The 16,095-nt window shown below is 52.2% G+C and carries 13 protein-coding genes; all 13 read left to right on the top strand.

Translation table 11 applies throughout. The features are described from left to right. The first annotated feature begins 81 nt into the window (after nucleotides 1-81). The 13 genes from AM1_RS32230 to AM1_RS42595 all read left to right on the top strand — a co-directional run bounded on the left by AM1_RS32230 (nucleotide 82) and on the right by AM1_RS42595 (nucleotide 15,882). Nucleotides 82-1,308, top strand: coding sequence for a hypothetical protein (locus tag AM1_RS32230; protein WP_012167315.1), 1,227 nt, complete (start codon nucleotides 82-84; stop codon nucleotides 1,306-1,308). A 36-nt stretch (nucleotides 1,309-1,344) separates the two neighbouring features. After that, nucleotides 1,345-1,515 carry a hypothetical protein gene (locus tag AM1_RS42605; protein WP_012167314.1) on the top strand — a complete coding sequence of 57 codons (171 nt, stop codon included), beginning with the start codon at nucleotides 1,345-1,347 and terminating at the stop codon, nucleotides 1,513-1,515. Between the two features lie 33 nt (nucleotides 1,516-1,548). Further along, nucleotides 1,549-3,642, top strand: coding sequence for a sigma-70 family RNA polymerase sigma factor (locus tag AM1_RS32225; protein WP_012167313.1), 2,094 nt, complete (start codon nucleotides 1,549-1,551; stop codon nucleotides 3,640-3,642). A 35-nt stretch (nucleotides 3,643-3,677) separates the two neighbouring features. Then, nucleotides 3,678-4,229 (top strand): hypothetical protein, encoded by a 552-nt coding sequence (locus AM1_RS32220; protein ID WP_012167312.1) that lies wholly within the window; start codon nucleotides 3,678-3,680, stop codon nucleotides 4,227-4,229. 12 nt (nucleotides 4,230-4,241) lie between these two features. Beyond that, nucleotides 4,242-7,388: a hypothetical protein gene (locus AM1_RS32215; RefSeq protein WP_012167311.1), complete on the top strand. Its 3,147-nt coding sequence runs from the start codon at nucleotides 4,242-4,244 to the stop codon at nucleotides 7,386-7,388. Then, entirely contained in the window at nucleotides 7,378-8,529 is a 1,152-nt protein-coding gene (locus AM1_RS32210) for a hypothetical protein (RefSeq protein WP_012167310.1), read from the top strand. The genes AM1_RS32215 and AM1_RS32210 overlap by 11 nt, the downstream gene beginning before the upstream one ends. Before the next feature lie 7 nt (nucleotides 8,530-8,536). Continuing rightward, a complete protein-coding gene (locus tag AM1_RS32205; protein WP_012167309.1) occupies nucleotides 8,537-9,817 on the top strand; it encodes a hypothetical protein in 1,281 nt (426 codons plus the stop codon). A gap of 29 nt (nucleotides 9,818-9,846) precedes the next feature. After that, the gene (locus AM1_RS32200; protein WP_012167308.1) at nucleotides 9,847-10,566 is read left to right on the top strand and encodes a hypothetical protein; all 720 of its coding nucleotides are present in this window, start codon (nucleotides 9,847-9,849) and stop codon (nucleotides 10,564-10,566) included. Further along, nucleotides 10,566-12,014, top strand: a complete 1,449-nt coding sequence (locus tag AM1_RS32195) for a hypothetical protein (protein WP_012167307.1) — start codon at nucleotides 10,566-10,568, stop codon at nucleotides 12,012-12,014. The genes AM1_RS32200 and AM1_RS32195 overlap by 1 nt, the downstream gene beginning before the upstream one ends. Continuing rightward, a complete protein-coding gene (locus tag AM1_RS42600) occupies nucleotides 12,015-12,155 on the top strand; it encodes a hypothetical protein (protein WP_012167306.1) in 141 nt (46 codons plus the stop codon). Nucleotides 12,156-12,291: 136 nt separating this feature from the next. Next, entirely contained in the window at nucleotides 12,292-15,270 is a 2,979-nt protein-coding gene (locus AM1_RS44125; protein ID WP_269150242.1) for a peptidoglycan DD-metalloendopeptidase family protein, read from the top strand. Nucleotides 15,271-15,280: 10 nt separating this feature from the next. Continuing rightward, a complete protein-coding gene (locus AM1_RS32180) occupies nucleotides 15,281-15,661 on the top strand; it encodes a hypothetical protein (RefSeq protein WP_012167304.1) in 381 nt (126 codons plus the stop codon). Continuing rightward, nucleotides 15,658-15,882, top strand: coding sequence for a hypothetical protein (locus tag AM1_RS42595; protein WP_041661307.1), 225 nt, complete (start codon nucleotides 15,658-15,660; stop codon nucleotides 15,880-15,882). Before AM1_RS32180 ends, AM1_RS42595 begins: the two co-directional genes overlap by 4 nt. Nucleotides 15,883-16,095: the final 213 nt, after the last annotated feature.

The raw sequence follows: 16,095 nt of genomic DNA, 5'->3' as shown, positions 1-16,095 counted from the left end.
ATTGTCGGAGTTTCAGTTTATCTAAACCCATCAGATTATCTAAACCCATCAGAAAAGCATTCACGCCACAAGGAGAAAAGAATGCAAGTTGCGATCGCAAAAATCGGAGATGCAACTCTCCTCGTCACCCCGGACGGTAAGCCCGTACCTCACAAGGATACCGAACAACCCACCTTCCATATCCAACCTCAACTGTTTAATCCTTATTGCGATATCGGTCTGAGTGATATTTCCCTGGTTGGAGCCACTATCGCTCCCCATGATTCCACTAAACCTGTCTCAGTCTTACCCAAAGACGTAACGATTCGACAGCCCTATCCCAACGAAAACTATTACGTCGCGGGGATGGCTGAGCGGAAGATGGGCTGGGATATTCCATTGGATTTGGATGCGGCCCCTAAGTGGTTGGATCTGACTTGGGAGGTACGAACACCTTCAGACATAGAACACTCAATTTTGACGATCTATCATCGATTTACTTTAGAGTTCATCCTTACCCAACAAGGCCAAGTATTCTCAATGGATCAGGCCAATACTTTTTATGATCCGAATGCCCGTACCATCAGCCATATCAGTCTCAATCATATCGACGACAGCTTTACCAAAGGCGACAAGTCCTTTAAGTCCTATCGGATGGATTCCCCTCACGGCTTGGCATTCTACCAGACCTTGATCCTCAACTCTTGTGCCTGGTCAGACCTGATCTGCACCGCCCAGGAGGACGTTACCTTATTGCGGGATATTGAACCTGCTCAAAGCTTCCAAACTCACATTGACCTACATCGCCAGAATGCTTGCATTGAAATTCCAGCGGATGTTCTCCATCAAGCTATCTGTGACACCCAGGTTGAGGTCGATTTTGAGATCGGAGAGTATGACCGTTCTCCAGGTCTTCAACGGCTTTGTCGCTGGTGGAACGAGAATGCTCCCGTTGTAGGAACCCGCAGAGCTGCCTTTATTGCGCTGTGGTGTCGTGTAGAAGATGACGATTGGTATTGGTCCGGTTGGGACGAGTGCCCGGAATGGGGTGTGGAGAATATTCAGCGGTATGGCCTTCAAGACCGCTGCGCCCGATGGAACGATTTTGTAATTCTGGAGTTTTTCCCACGCCAGGTGAGCCGATTGGAGGTTGCCCAAGGAGCCTCGACCGAAATTCTAGGCGTAGATGGCAAGGGCTATACCGATACGGGCTTGGCGCGTGAGGACGTTGACGAAGCCTATCACGCCCACTATTCACTCCAAGCTTTCCCCAAGCGATTCCCCTTTGCCTGGAAGACGCTACAAGCCGCAGTTCATACCCCTGCATAACGTCCACCCACTTCAGCCTTGCATGGAGGACGAACCATGACCGACAGGAACTCTTCAGACCATAACCTTCAGCCAAACCCAATCCTTAGCCATGCCCAGATATGGGGCAAAACGGGGCATGGCAAGGTCGCTCTTGCAATCTCAGACGAACACTCCCCAACACCCAGCCACCTCAAGATTAACTTCCATCCCAAACCCTCTCGCTAATTCCAGTCACCCTCTTGTAGGAGGTTTGACCCGATGACGACCACTACGATTGCTAGCCCCTTCTCAGACGGAATCCGTCTACCCGAATATCTCGTTCAGTTCTTGCACCGCTTCCCCATCCCAGACCCAGAGCAAGAGCTAGACCTGATCCGCAAAGCTAAGCGAGGCCATGAGACCTCTTTGTCATGGCTGATGATCGGGCATGTTCGCTTGGTGGCGAAACTCGCCAAACAATACGCATGGACTTTGGATGATGCTCAAGACCTGATCCAAGAGGGGATGTTAGGCATCCGTCATGCCGTGGGGAAATTCGACTCTACGAAAGGATGCAAGTTCTCCACCTATGCAAGAGGCTGGATTCGCGGATATATCCGTAGATTCTGCTATAAAAACAGACCCAAGCAATTGAGATTGCCCGAGAAAAAACAAGTCCATCTCGATAGGGTTTACAGACTCCAAAACGAGTTTCCTGATGCCAACCTGGAAGAGATTGCCCGAAAAGCGAACCTAAAGCTGGAATATATCGAGGATTTACTCTATTGGGGCCGTTCATTTCAAGAAATCCCAGACTGGCATGAATTTGTGATTGATGATGCGTCATTCTACACGGATGATGAAGAATATGACGAGTATTTTGATATTGAGCTTGAACCTGAGACAAAGACAAATCTCGTCCTAATCAAAGCACCTCCACCTTTCATTCCACCGAAGTATCAAATCCCAATCCATCTCCTCAAGCAGTGGTTCCGGGTTGGCTTGGCGCAGTTCGTGAATGCAGCCAAAGACCAACTGGAACATACTCGACTAGGATTTTCCCAAAGTTTCAGCAGATCCTCCCCATCAACAGCACCAGAAGTAGGTCAGGAACGAGTAAACCTCAATACCTGGCCTGCTCCTCTTTCCTTCTGCTACGAAAACAGCATTAATCCTTACGCTTATTCCCAGGCTCCCCCTGCTATAGAGTCTCTTTCTGCTAAAGCTATCAACTTAGTCAAAGGAGTTATTGCCCATGCTCAGGAATCTCTTTTGGTTCTTTGTGGGGGTCGCAGTGACGGGTCTACTGATCGACCGGGGCATCAACCTTCCCCAGCGGATCAGCGATGCCGTGGACTGGGAGAGCCTGGAACGACTGGGCGAGGACATCTGGGATTCTGCCAAGCAGTAACCGAGTTTATTCACAGACCATTAGCGACGATATCTGATTGCCTTAGAGGATTTCCATCACGGGCTGGCCCTGACACCAGCCAACAACCACAGCGAGGAGCTGTCTTTGATAGCAACCCTCCACCCCAGCAGATGCACTTGCCAAGGAAAAACGCCATGTACAAAACCATTGCCGCCATGATCGCGGCCTGGTTGGGGCTGCTCATCTCCCCAGCCACAGCGGAAACCATTAAGATAGCGCCCGGTCATGGTCACCTGATTGACCTTACCGCAAGCGGGTGCCGGGTCTCCAAAGCCTATATGGGTACGAGGGGAATCTTTGACCTGAGCTTGGATCGGCCCCAACCCCAAACCCAGAAGATTTACCTGACTTGGAAACCCAATACCCAGGTGAAATCGACGAACTTAATCCAAGATTTAGTGGGCTGCAACCGCTCCTCAATGGAGTTAACGATCAATCGGTCTGACAGTGCCCCCAGTACTGCCATCACTCGGATTGGAACACCCACCCCCATTGCTCATACCCCAGAGCAATCGCGAGTCTTCACAGGTCGCCTGGGTCAACCACCTGAGAGGACTCGCGTTCATCAAGCTTCGACAGCGGTCCAGCCTTTGACCTTAAAGCCCCAGGCTCAGACACTTCCCAAACCGAAGATCGTCAAACGTCCTCCTGTGCGACGAGTCCCCCTAACTCAGAAGGTAAAGCCTATCCCAACGGCTAACATACCCCTGACTAAAACTAATGTGTCCGATAGCCGTATCACTCCAGCGACCCTTTTGAGGGGTCTAAACATCGCTAGAGCGTCAGGCAACCAGACGTATAGCTATCTCTCGGAAATGCATTGGCGAGTTAACGGCATGATTCGCCAGATGCGTTGGGGAGCAAAGGCTGATGTGGCAGCAAAGCGGGCCAAAATCTCTCCTGACCAACTTCAGACCCTGCTCAACTACGCCCAGCAATAACCCCTAGATCCATTGATCCATTAGAGGCAACTCCCATGAAACGACTCAAGATCCTTTACGAAAAAACCTCAAAACAGCCCTGGTGGTTTGGCTATAGTGGCTTTCTTATCATCGGCCTGATCTACAATCTGCCCTGGCTACAAGCGACCTCTCTCGCCTGTCTCGCCATCACAGCATCAGCCATCGCTTGGCGCAGAATTATCCGCAGATCTCCCCATGTCCTCGCGGGCCTGCAAACCGTGAGCATCACCATCGGCTATCAGCAATATGCCCAAGCGCAACTGAACGTACCCGATTCCGTCTGTAATGGCTTCGACGTTATCCCAGGTTTTGGGAAGGCCATGATTGGGGGCTTGGGTTGGCTGAATGTCCAAGGGTTCTCCTTGGCGGGAGCCGTCTGCGGGATTGGCTGGCTGATCCTCGCGGGTGTGGTTCTCGGTGCCATTGGCTTTGCGGGTAAGAACAGTTTGGGCCACTCTCATCATGGTGGGGATATTCAAGAGATGTCCCGCCCCGTGGTGGGACTCCTCTACTTCATCATCGTCATGATCATGATTGGTGCCCTGATTTTTGCGGCAACCCGATAAAGGAGGACAGCTATGGATTTTGAAGCCGTTAACGAAGGTCAAACACGAGATATCCTCTCCGTGAATACGATGCTAGACGGTATTCCCGTCTTTTACCTTGGAGCATCCATCGCTGTTTTGGGGGTGGGTTTTGCCGTCTTAATCAAATTTGGGTTTTTGCTGGCCGTCCTCTTCATCGCCTTGACGAGCATCGGCATCATTCTTATTTTTGGCCGCAATCCCTCCCAGCAGATGGAGCGGGTGGGTAAGCCCACGACGTACATGGACGGTCGCCCGTCCCTAAGGTTCGACAACGTGGGGATGCCCGTTATGGCAAAGGCCAAGAAGACAGACCCCCTGAGACGGATTCAAGATAACTTCTGCCTTAAGACCTATGGGCAGTTTGAATTTGAAGGGGTCACCGTTGGGTTCCATCTCCATCACTGGAATAGTCGAGAGATCAAAATTGCGTTTATGTTTGACGTGCTGGGTTTGGACCCGACCGTCACCCCCGCTCAATCCAAACAGCAGCTCAATAAAAGTAATCAGAAGATCTGCCATCTCGGTGGCACCGACCTCAAAGCAATTTTGGATGTTAGAGCAGACTGCTCAGACCCTTTGATTGCCACGGCCACCGCCCTAGGGAAGGCCACGGATGCCCTGACCACCGCTCAACTGCAATCCGACGCTGAGAACCTGCAATCTCTAGAAGCTGAGGGTCGCATCGCTAAATCCCGCCTCCTCTACCAAGCTAAATGCCGGATGCGTCTCGGTGGAGACTATGACACCCCGGACTCTCCCGCTGATGTGGTGTTCGAGTGGGTATCGGGCTTTTGGAATGACACCGTGGCCCAAAAGGTGATGGGGGAAGCCTACCAATCTAAAGAGCAGTGGGAGAAAGCCATCTTTGCCGCCTATACCAACTCCTATAGGCGGATGACGAGGATGCTCACGGGTGCAGAAGGCTTAGGTCATAAAATTCAGCCCCTCACGGCCCAAGAGCTATTTGATTGGGATTACGCCGAACTGCATGAAGAGAGCATCCCCATCCCCCAATACACTCGCTATGACGACCTGGGCTTAGATCCCAATCCAGTAGTCAGTGAGCATCACCTCCATAGCCTGGGGGTCCTGTTTGAACCCGAGAAAGGGAAACCTGCTGTTCCCCAATTCGGTGAAAGCCTCGCCTACCTGCCGAGTAAAGGGAAGTATGTGGGCGCACTGCGGTTTGAAGGACTCAGGACCATCCCCGAGGTCCAAGACTCCACGGAATTGGGATTTATCAAATTCCTGTTTGACACCCTTGCCACCCCTGGAGAACTGTTCTTAGATGCTCGTGTGGTCACCGAACTGCTGCCCATCAAATCCGGGCTGACCCGAGCCATCCTGGAGCAAACGGGGCGGAACTCCATCCGCAAGATGGGGGATGCCGCCCAGCGTAAAGAACTGAACCCCATTGCCTTAGAACGCCTTGAAGAAACGAAGAAAAACCTAGAGTGGATGAACAACGGCAATCGTCCCTTCTGGATCGCCTTCGCCATCTTCCTCTATCGAGATTCCGTAGACCAACTCAACCTTGACCTGGACGCCTTAGCCCAGAAGCTAGAGGGGACCAAAGCCGTCAAGATTACCCAGAAATTCGAGCATCACTGGTGTACGAGCCTCGCCATCAGTGCCGCCCCCATGCTCACCTTACCGGGCGGGGGGAATCACCTGTATAAAACCATGTCCCCGAGAGTGCTGCCCACCCTGCCCCAAATCCATCCTGCCCCAATGGATCGTCGGGGGGTGTTGCTCATAGGTTATGACCTTCCGATTCCCTTCTACCTCGATCTAGCCCATACCTTCCCCAATCACACCCTCGTCACGGGGGAAACGGGGGCAGGTAAAACCATGCTGATGCTGGAGATGACGAGCTATTGCCAGCGGGAAGGGATGAACGTCGTGGGATTTGACTTCCCACCCCCCACGGGTAAATCCAGCTATGAACCTTATATGAAGACGCAAGAGCAGCTCAATGTGTCTTCCACCTATCAGCCTGTGGACAAAGCCACCATCAACGTCATGGAGACGCCCGATGTCTCCTGGATTGATGATCTACCCAAACCGGGTGAACCGGGCTATGACTATCAGCAACCCACCCATGAGGAAGCCTGGAAATTTATCAAGCGCAACAAGCTTCGCATCCTTAAGGCCATTGCCTTGGGAGAGGCGGGCCAGTCCAGCCCAATGGAGGACTTGCTAATTGAGCGGGCCTTGGGTCTCTGCTTTGATGCATTCCATCAGGCCAACTTAGAGCGCTATACGAAAGCTTCCATAGCTCCCTTTGGCTCTGCTGAAGCGGCACAGATGCCCATTTATGAGGAGTTTGTCGCCTTTGCCAAAAGTTGGCTCAACCAGTACATCCAAGACAATGACTGCGGCCCAGACTTGCAGCGGACCTTTGAGAACCTGCAGCTGCTCCTGGAGGGTGTCATCCCCACGGCATTAGGCGATTCCATCAATGGCATCAGCTCCTTTGACGCCAACGTGGATGCCCTGATGCTGGGCCTGACCAACGTCGATAACGATAGTGACTCCCTCGTCTATGGGGTGGCGGGGTTTGACCTGCTGATCCGCAAAGCCATGAACGGCAAGCGCACCCTATTACCCGTGGATGAAGGGTCAGAGCTACTCACCCGTCCCATCTTTGCCGAGATGGTGGGGTCCCTCGCTAACTCAGGCCGCAAGTGGAAGTGCAACATCCTGATTGGGATGACGGAAGTTAAAACCTTACTCAATTCAAGCTGTTCATCCAAGGTCATTTCCAACCTCCAGAACAAACTTGTCAGCTACGTCAACAAGTATGCCCGTGAGCTGTTGGTCTCAGAATTTGGATTCCAGGCCGAGATATTAAAGAAGTTTGAGCATGATTCCTTCAAAGCATCTGAGACCCTCCAGCAGTCCCACTGGTGCTGGCAGCGGGGGTCTCGGCAACTGATTGTCACCCATAACCCCAGCAACTTCACCTTGGGGGTTGGTTCCAACCAAGGAAAGCAAACCGAAGCCCGCAACCGGGTGATGTCTCGCTATCCTGATGACCCCGTTGCGGGATTAGTGGACTTTGGTGATCAGCTCTCCCAGGCCAACAAACAAGGGATTGAGGTTGAAACCATTGGAGTGGAAGACCATGCAGCCTAAACCTTTACTGATAACTCTGGTGCTGTCAGTTCAAGCTACCATCACCACCGTCCCCGCCTATGCTCAGGTGTCCTATGACGACCCCGTGATTAGCGGCGATATCACCTTACCGACTACCACCGCACCCACCACCTTCCCTGATGTGCCCATCCCCACGGGGGATGTGACGATAGCCAAGGATAATCCTCTAGATACGGCCACCTATACGGAAGTACCCACGGCTCAGCTCCCTAGTGGTCTCCTCGGCACGGTCTTTAATGTCCTGGGACCCAAGCAGAAACCTGGACAAGCGAGGGTGATCAATGAGACTCAACGCAAAATTCTCAAGGTCTATGAATATGGACAGAAAGCGCTTGATGCCTACAAGGTAGGCCGAGCCATTTATGACGCAATCGATAACTTCTCCCTGAAGCGGATCCTAAGCGGGTCCGTCTCGTCTATCCTCGCCAATTACGACAAGTTGGGCACCAACGGCACCAGCGGGAGCCAGCAAGGAGGCAGTGGATCTGAGGACCCCATTTATTCGGATCCCCAAGACCCCTTTCAGGTGTATACCCAAGCCCGCAACAACGAGGCCCGTAAAGCCTTACTCCCCCAACTGATGACTCAGCTCGTCTTTTCTGAAGATGGTCAAGCCTTGATTCAGCAGCAGGGAGAGCAGGTGCAGCAGTCCGTGGTTAACACCATTGAGTCCACACAAGCCCTCGTGCAGCTCAGTGCCGCTAGCAAAGAGCAAGCCACAGCGGGGGCTGGGATTGCGACCTCTGTTGGGGAGACGGGTCAGAAAGCCCAAACCCTCAAGTCCTCCCAAGCAGTCCTCAAGTCCCTCACCGCTCAAAACAGCCTGATGGCTCAAGGAACCGCAACCAATGGAGCCATACTGAGCAACGTCGTATCGGGTCAAGAGGAGCAGAAGAAGTCCTCAGATGCCCTCGTGGTTGGCTCTGCCCTTGCCCATCAGCAGCGCACGACGGGGCTGCACTTAAGCGCCTCAGAACTCACTCTCCAAGAACAAATCCGAGCTGAACTGGAGCTATACAAAGATGAACGACACCGTGCCCAAGACCAGGCTGCTCTGCGGGAGCAGCTTAGCTTCAACTACCTCTACATTCCTGGCTTATATTCAGAGACCACTCCCTAGAACGATAGTGTCCGTCATCGGTCTCACCCTACTGTTTATCGCCTTGGGTGAAGTGTCAGCCCATGCCATTAATGAGGACCTCGACCCTTCCGTGGGTGTAGACCTGCTGCGGCAGTCCAAGATCCGCATGTTTGAGACCTCCCAATGGTGGGATGAGTTGTGGAATGACATCCTCGGAGATAATCCCCGGACGACCGTCAATAACAAGGCGATGTTTAGCATCCTGCTGCCCTTTCTGCTCGTGGCCTGCCTCGTGCTGATGGCGAGAGCGGGATACAGCTTTTTGAGTGGGGAAACCCATCGGATTGTCTTGCAGCAGATCGTCCCCATCGTCTTACTCCTCGCCTTTACCCTCAACTATGGCTGGGGGGCGAAAGCCGTTGCCTGGAGTTTTCGGGAGGTGGCGAATCGAGGGAGCGAACTGATCCTCGATTCCCAATGGGCGGGGCTAGTGGTCCGGGATGCCCTCAAGGACAAGATTCATGCGGCCTCAGCGATAGCCGAATATAACCGCCAGTCTGCGAGCTGTTCTCGTCTGCCAGCGATCACCCTCAGAGACCCCGCAGCCGCTTCTTCCAGTCAAGGACTGGACCAGGTTCAAGCCTCGAAAGTGCAAACCGCCGTGCGCTGCTTGGAGTTGTTAGCCCAAAAGCTGGAACGGGATGAGGCTGCCATCAAGAAAGACTGCCCGAGCTGTGAGACAGCTCAGCAAGTGATTGAAAGTCGTAAGAAAGGGATTCAAGCCGATCTAGGCCGCATTAGTGCCGCGATATTTAACACCTTGAACCCCATTGATGATGCCATACATGGCTTCAACGTGGTTAAAGAGAATGCGGTACGGACCGTCTCTATTGAAGGTCCCCTCCAGATCCAATACTGGTTTGTCTCCGGCCAAGAACTGGCCTTGATTCTGTCAGGGATCTTAGCCCCAATCATGATCATCTATTCCACCCTACCGATAGCGGGTCATAAGTGGGCTGTTTTGCAGTACCTGAAAGCCCTGGTCATTATTGCCCTAGTGCGATTCGCCTATATCTTCGTGATTGGGTTTGGGGCGATCTATCTGACGGATAACCCCATCGCGGATCAAGGAGCCGCCTTTGCTACCTTCTTAGGCTATGTCGCCCCTGCAGTCGCCACGGCTGCGGTGACGGTGGGGGCATTAGCTGCATCAGGGGTCTATACGGGAGCTGTGGTGACCACCGTGGGAGCAGCAGTGACCGTTGTGTCATCCGCTGCCTTATCCGCGAGTTCAGCCGTCACCTCCAGAGCCTTGAGAAATCGATAACAGCCCCCTCATTCCCAATTGCAAGACCCATGCTAAAACTCCAAGATCCCACCGAAACCCACAAGAAGCAGCCCCCCTATGTGCTGTATGCCATTTTGGGGGTGTTCACCCTCAACTTCTTCTCAAGCTGTGGAGCGTTCCTCTCCAGCTCCCGCAGTGCCCAACTCGCATCAGACCAATCCACCATCTACGTCCAGACCCAGGACGATGAGACCGTCCAGGCTGAAAAAGTGGACCCCTTGCATCGGGAGGACGCCCTCCTGAGAACCTATGCCTATGAACTCGTCAAAGTGGGCTGGACCTGGAATGGGGGCAGTCCTCCCAAGAAGCATAACGACCACATTTATCCAGGGGAGCTATTTGCCGTAGCCCAGTCCATCGACCCCCTGCTCCGGGACGGCTGGCTAGAGATTGAGCATCAGAAATATGAGAAAGCTCAGCAGCCGATCCAAGAATACCTGTCGGGTCAATGGCAGAGCGTCGTTGAGATTAAGCGGGATACGGATATCCATCTCACCCAGATCCAACCGGGTCAGTGGCAGATCCATGTGATTTCCATCCGTACCCATCGGTCCAAGGACGGTAAATCCTTCCCGGAGAAATTGAATAAAAAGCTCGTGGTTGAGGCGGTGATTCCCACGGAAGGGGAAGCCCAGCGACTGTTTGGGGACTCTTATAGCCAACTCAACCACCTGATCACCAAGTACCAGCGTCACGGCCTGATGATTACATCAATAGAGGATTTCTAATGAGCGAGATCAAGACCAAGAAAGAAGCCCTAGCTGCGATTAACAAGACCAAGCCCAAGGCCAAACCAACCCAGCCAGACCCATCACAGGTACAACCACAAGAACCCGTACCCGCCACTCTGCAAGACTTCCATTTACCGGAACTGACCCATGAGTTTGATGCCCAGACCCCGACCAAGACAAGGCGACGGCTACCCATCCAGATTGGGGTGATTGGAGGGAGTATCTTTTTGATTCTGGCGGTGGTTCAAGCCGTGACATCGGGGAACAGTGATACTCCCAAGCCTGCGGTTGCCACCAGGCCCCAACCCACAATTGGGATGCCAGAGGATGATAAGGATGCCATTATCAAGAGCCAAGCCCTTCAAATTTCTGAGCTAAAGCAGAAGTATGAAACGGGGAATGTGACCAATGCCCCTGGTCAGAACAAGCTCACAGCGGTTCCCCAGAAGCCGATAGTGGTGCCGAAGACAAAGCCAGCCCAGCCTAACCGCAGACCGCCCAGTGCAGCTCATCGGGTGACCCGACCCATCCAGGTGCGTCGGTCTGTACCCCCATCTCAACCTCGAATCGTTTATCGCAATAGACCTGCTCCCAAGCCTGCGGTTGCGGCTAGACCCCCCGCCCCGAGACCCGTCGCCCAAGCCCCCAAGCCTGCTGCTAACTTTAGCCTTGCCCAGCAGTCGGCCTTTACTCCGAAGCCCGTGCAGCCTGCTCGACCTGTTACGCCAAAGCCCATTCGTCCCATCAAGGTATCCACCTCTCACCCCGTCCGTAAACCGATTACCACGAAACCTTTTGCTAAAGTGCCACCTACACCACCCCAAGGAATACTGGTGGCTTCTTTGACGGGTGATTTGCTGGAAGATAATCAGGTATCCGATACACCCACTGCCCTCTATCCCGCTAGCAGTAGCCCATTGGGTAAAGGACTGATTTCCCCTGGTACGACCGCCAAGGCCAAGCTCGATAACCCGATTACCTGGATACCCCAAAACAGTGACGCGATCATCGGTCAGCGGTATCTGTTGACCTTGAGTGAAGACTTAGGGGCAATGGCGAAGAAAGGCTCCAAAGTCATTGCTGAAGTGACCAGTGCGGAGGGCGACTTCTTGAGTATGCAAGTGGTGGAAGTCAATCAGCAGCCCATTGAGCATGTCAATCTGACGGATGACTCACCAGAGGCTAGAAAGACGCCTGTTGCCGTTGTCCAGTATAAGCAGTCTCCCTATCTGCAAGCCAAGCTCAAAGGCCAAGGAGAAGGCTTTGGCAACAAACTCTTGAGAGCGGGCTTGAACGTCGGCATTGACCAGCTTCGCTCTAGCAGTGTGGGAGATAGAGCCTCATCCCTCGTGAATAGCTTTGCTCCCAATCGCTCTAGTCGTTCTCGCAGTGGCCTCTATCACTTTGATAAGGAAGTGGAAATTTACTTCGTGGAGGGGGTTTAGATGAAAGGTTGTCTTGTCATTCTCCTGATCGTCCTCACACCGTTCCTGCTCCTCTCAGGCCCCATTGGCTGGATTTTGGGGATTATCGCCTGGATTTTGCTGCTCAAGGATTCTGGAAAGAATTCAGGAAATGATCAGTGAACCTCAATTTGTTGAGCTGTAGATCGTCAATCAATCATTTTTAGTTTTTCCCTTCTGGGATGGACAGATAGCGGCTCCAGATGGGGCCGTTTTCCTTGAGCGGTACATTCATTTATCGCACCATAGCATTCCCCTTATGAAACAGAAATTACTTGCCTTTTTCCTGGCTAGTCTGCCCTCCCTAACGCAGATAGCCCCTGCTCTAGCTCAGCAGCAGCAACAGACGGCTGCACTCAGCCCAGATACCCCCGTCAACTTACCGGGGTTGTACTATGACCCAGACCCTGGACCGTCCCCCACGTTCCGACAACTCACCACCGCTGAACAAGCAGGGTATGTTGAAATTCCTCCTTTACCCAATGGGGTGCAGCTTCCTTACCAAATAGATCGGGCATGGCCGCAGGGGGCGACTCCTGACCAGATCCTCAAGTTTGGAGACTTGCAGCAAAACCCCGTCACGGCCAGCTTCACCAAGCTCACCCTGCGAGATATTTCAGCGAGGCAGGGCACGGATATTGCGGGAGTACCCATTGGCGATGTGCCCCTTGTCTATGGTTTATCGGTTGAAGAAGTCGATAACCTCTACACCAAGCTCAATAACGGCGAGAAAATCACCGTTGATGATGCCGCTCCCGCCATCCAAGCTGCACTAGGGGTACTCCATGATCCTTCTCAAGCAGGTAAACAGCTCCAGCAAGCGGCACTGTCCACGAGTGAAAGAGTGCTGATTACCAACCTCAGTAAGATACCCGCTCTTAAAGGGATTCCGCTTCAGGATTTAGCGCGAGGCAATTGGGAGGGTGTAATCTCCAAGGCTGAGCAGATTCAGCTAGCGGGGATTGGTAAGAAGATTGGCCCCACCCTCAAGAAACTGCCCGTTAATCAGATTGTTCCTCTCGTCGGTGATGCCATCAATGGCAACTGGCAGCAAGTCAGGAAAAGGGCGCAAGCCTATCTCTTGGCAAAAGGGACGAATGTTGCTGTCAAAGAAGTCATCAAGGTTGTGCCTGAACTCAAGAATTTGCCCTTGGGTGCCGTCCCCGATCTGGTCAATCAGCCTATTGAGCAGACCCTACCTAAGATTGCGAACCTGGCGATTGAAGAGATACCTGGTGTTGAGGATGAATTGGTCAACTCCGTTCCGGGCCTCTCGGACATTCCCGTCAATAAGCTGCCCTTTGATCTAGCCTTTAGCTTCTTGGCTGGGGATGTGTTTGCCCGGTTTGATATTGCCTACAGTGGTGTCGAAGGACCAGAAGAACCCTCCGCCCAACATGCCTTGTCCGGTGGTACGGAAGACCAGAATTTTCGACCCATCAAATGCACTCTTGGCAAGACCAAAAACCAGAGAGCGGACAATTGCCCCCACTTTGAGATGCGGAAGTTTATTAGTTCCCCTCTAGCCCAAGCAACGGGCGATGACGATATTGAGGGAAAACAGTGGGTTGCAGGACACTCGAAGGGTAAGAACGGTCAGGGTGTCAAAGGAGGTAAGGGACTCCTCAAGAGGGTGAATGGCGGTTGGGAGCCAGCAGGTATCAATCCCTTTGGGACAGGTTTTAATACCAAGTTTGTCCTCAAGAATATTAAGGAATACCCCAATAAGCCCAGCACGGCGAGGCTGTATCTTGCTATTCAAGTCTGTGTCCCTGCCCCGCTCATTGGAGAACAATGCACTCCTCATTTCTTCGTGATTCCGTCACCCTTCACCGTTAGAGAAGGGGGCTTGTTCCTAGTGGCGAGTCGCAGGAGTCTGCCTGCTGAAATTGCCAAGTTTAGGGGCCGAGCGTTGACGGCAGCGGGCCTGAGTCAAGTGTACTGCGACCCCAATCAGATTATTGCTAGTACAGGGCAAAGTGATACTAAGCAGGGAGATATCAGTGACTTGCAAGCTAAGGCAGAAGCTGAGGGTGTAGACCTTCAACCCATTGATGGGTCAACAGGTGCGCCGCAATTGAAGGGTATACCAGGTCAGCCAGGTTCTGATGCCGCTAAGTCTAAGTTCGCTTCAGCGAGTGGTCAAAGCACTGGAACGCAAGGGACAAAGGCCCAAACTATTGGCAAGTCTGCTTGGGGAAGCGAAACAGATGTTCACAACCTAATTTTGACATCAGCATTGGAAAGCACTGGGACACAAAATCAAATTGATGTCGCTGTGGCAATCATGAACCGGGTTGTTTCTCCCAAGCACCCAAATACAATTACGGATGTGGTGTTCCAGCCGAAGCAATATGAACCTAACTTTGGTCAAGCCCCGGTAACTTCCAAAGAAGAAGCCATCAGCCGTATTGCTAGAAAAACCCGTAGCATCCAAAGTGCTATCTCAACTTACGAAACCATCGAAAAAGCACTTAACGATCCGAATGCTATTGCGGCCTCACAAGCTTTTCTCAAAGGTGCGACTGACTTTAGAGGTCAGGATTGGTTGCACATTCGCCAACCGGGTGATCCCTATCGGGGGAATACCGGGGCAAACTTCTATTTTCAGGAGTCACAGGATCCAGCTATCGCAGCGGCAACGTTAGGAGTGTTGGGCGTTGAGAGTACAGCGGTTGATCCAAACAGCATTTATGCGTCCGCCTCGGGCCATTCCATCCCTTGTAGGCCCGGTGCGATTGCAAGTGCAGGGACTGTGCCTTTTCAGCAAGGATCAGGAGTCGCAACAGGAAGGCTCGCCGATCCATTGGGGAGTCATAATTACAAGCTGACCAGTAACTACGGCCCACGGGTAAATCCTGTTACAGGCGTTCCGGGCTTTCACTATGGTATTGATCTGGCTCATTTTGCAGGAACTCCTTTCGCGGCTGCTGATGGTGGCGTGGTCGTTGAGAGCTTTTGGAATGGGGACTACGGTAACTGGATTCTGATTGACCACGGTAACGGCTTAGCCACTTGGTACGCACACAATAAGGTTAATTACGTTAAAGCGGGGGATACTGTAGATCCGGGGCAGTTAATTGGCGAAGTCGGAAGTACAGGCAATTCAACAGGTCCTCATATTGACTTAGGCGTAATTGAGGGGTATGTCACAGGGAATCGTGACTCAGGAACTGTCGTAAACCCAAGAAAATATTTCAATCTCCCCCCAGTAGGAACCTTCAATCAACCTCAATAAGGAACAACACATGAAAAAACATTTACAGTTATTAATTCTAACGAGCTTGGTCTCAGCCCTGCCTGCCAAGGCTAATCCTGTTGCCGATGCGTGCTTTAACTCACTCATCGAACACCCCGACGATCGCCCAGATACAGCGGTTCTATCGTTGACCGTAGAGCATAACGGAAGCCAATATCATGTCATTGATACAACCTATCGCAGACCTCAACCCAATCCCGCCTCAAGAACTTATATCAGAACTGATGACCGAGGCGGCTGTGAGGAGATCCTTTCATACCAGATAGGGTCACACCCCGAAGCTGATGTTTACAGAGAAAGATTAGGCTCTCAAGTTTTTGACAAGGTTAGGCAGGCATTCAGACAACAACAACAACAACAACAGCGTTGACTTTTTTGAAGTCAGGCGTAATTTCAGACCGCCATGACCAACATCAAGCCTCTCTCAGCAGTCCAGCTTGCGCTGCCGGGTTGCTCCAGTCAGCCCATAATCGTGGAGACTTAAGGCTGAAATATCAACCCCCAACTCAATTACAGATTGCCTCTAATTGGGGGATAGCAACGATTGATGCAAAAAGGGGTCATGTTAATCCTCAATCCCTTCCTAATTAAGAGCATTGAGGGCATGTTGATAGATACCAACGGTTTTGGATTTAGCTATTTGTATGGTCTGAGATTAGCTGGCTGTATTGCTGGGGCAACACGAAGTGACGGGTGGTAAGGTGAATGGGATGATCACGAAATTGTTGATCTTATTTGACTATTGGTTACCTTATCTCGGAGAGTATGGCATGCAGCTCCCTAAATACTTGTATCTGAACCTGA

The organism is Acaryochloris marina MBIC11017 (genome assembly GCF_000018105.1).
GTDB classification, from domain to species: domain Bacteria; phylum Cyanobacteriota; class Cyanobacteriia; order Thermosynechococcales; family Thermosynechococcaceae; genus Acaryochloris; species Acaryochloris marina.
Note: the sequence above shows the minus strand (reverse complement) of the source record. Positions and strands in the feature narration are given on the sequence as shown.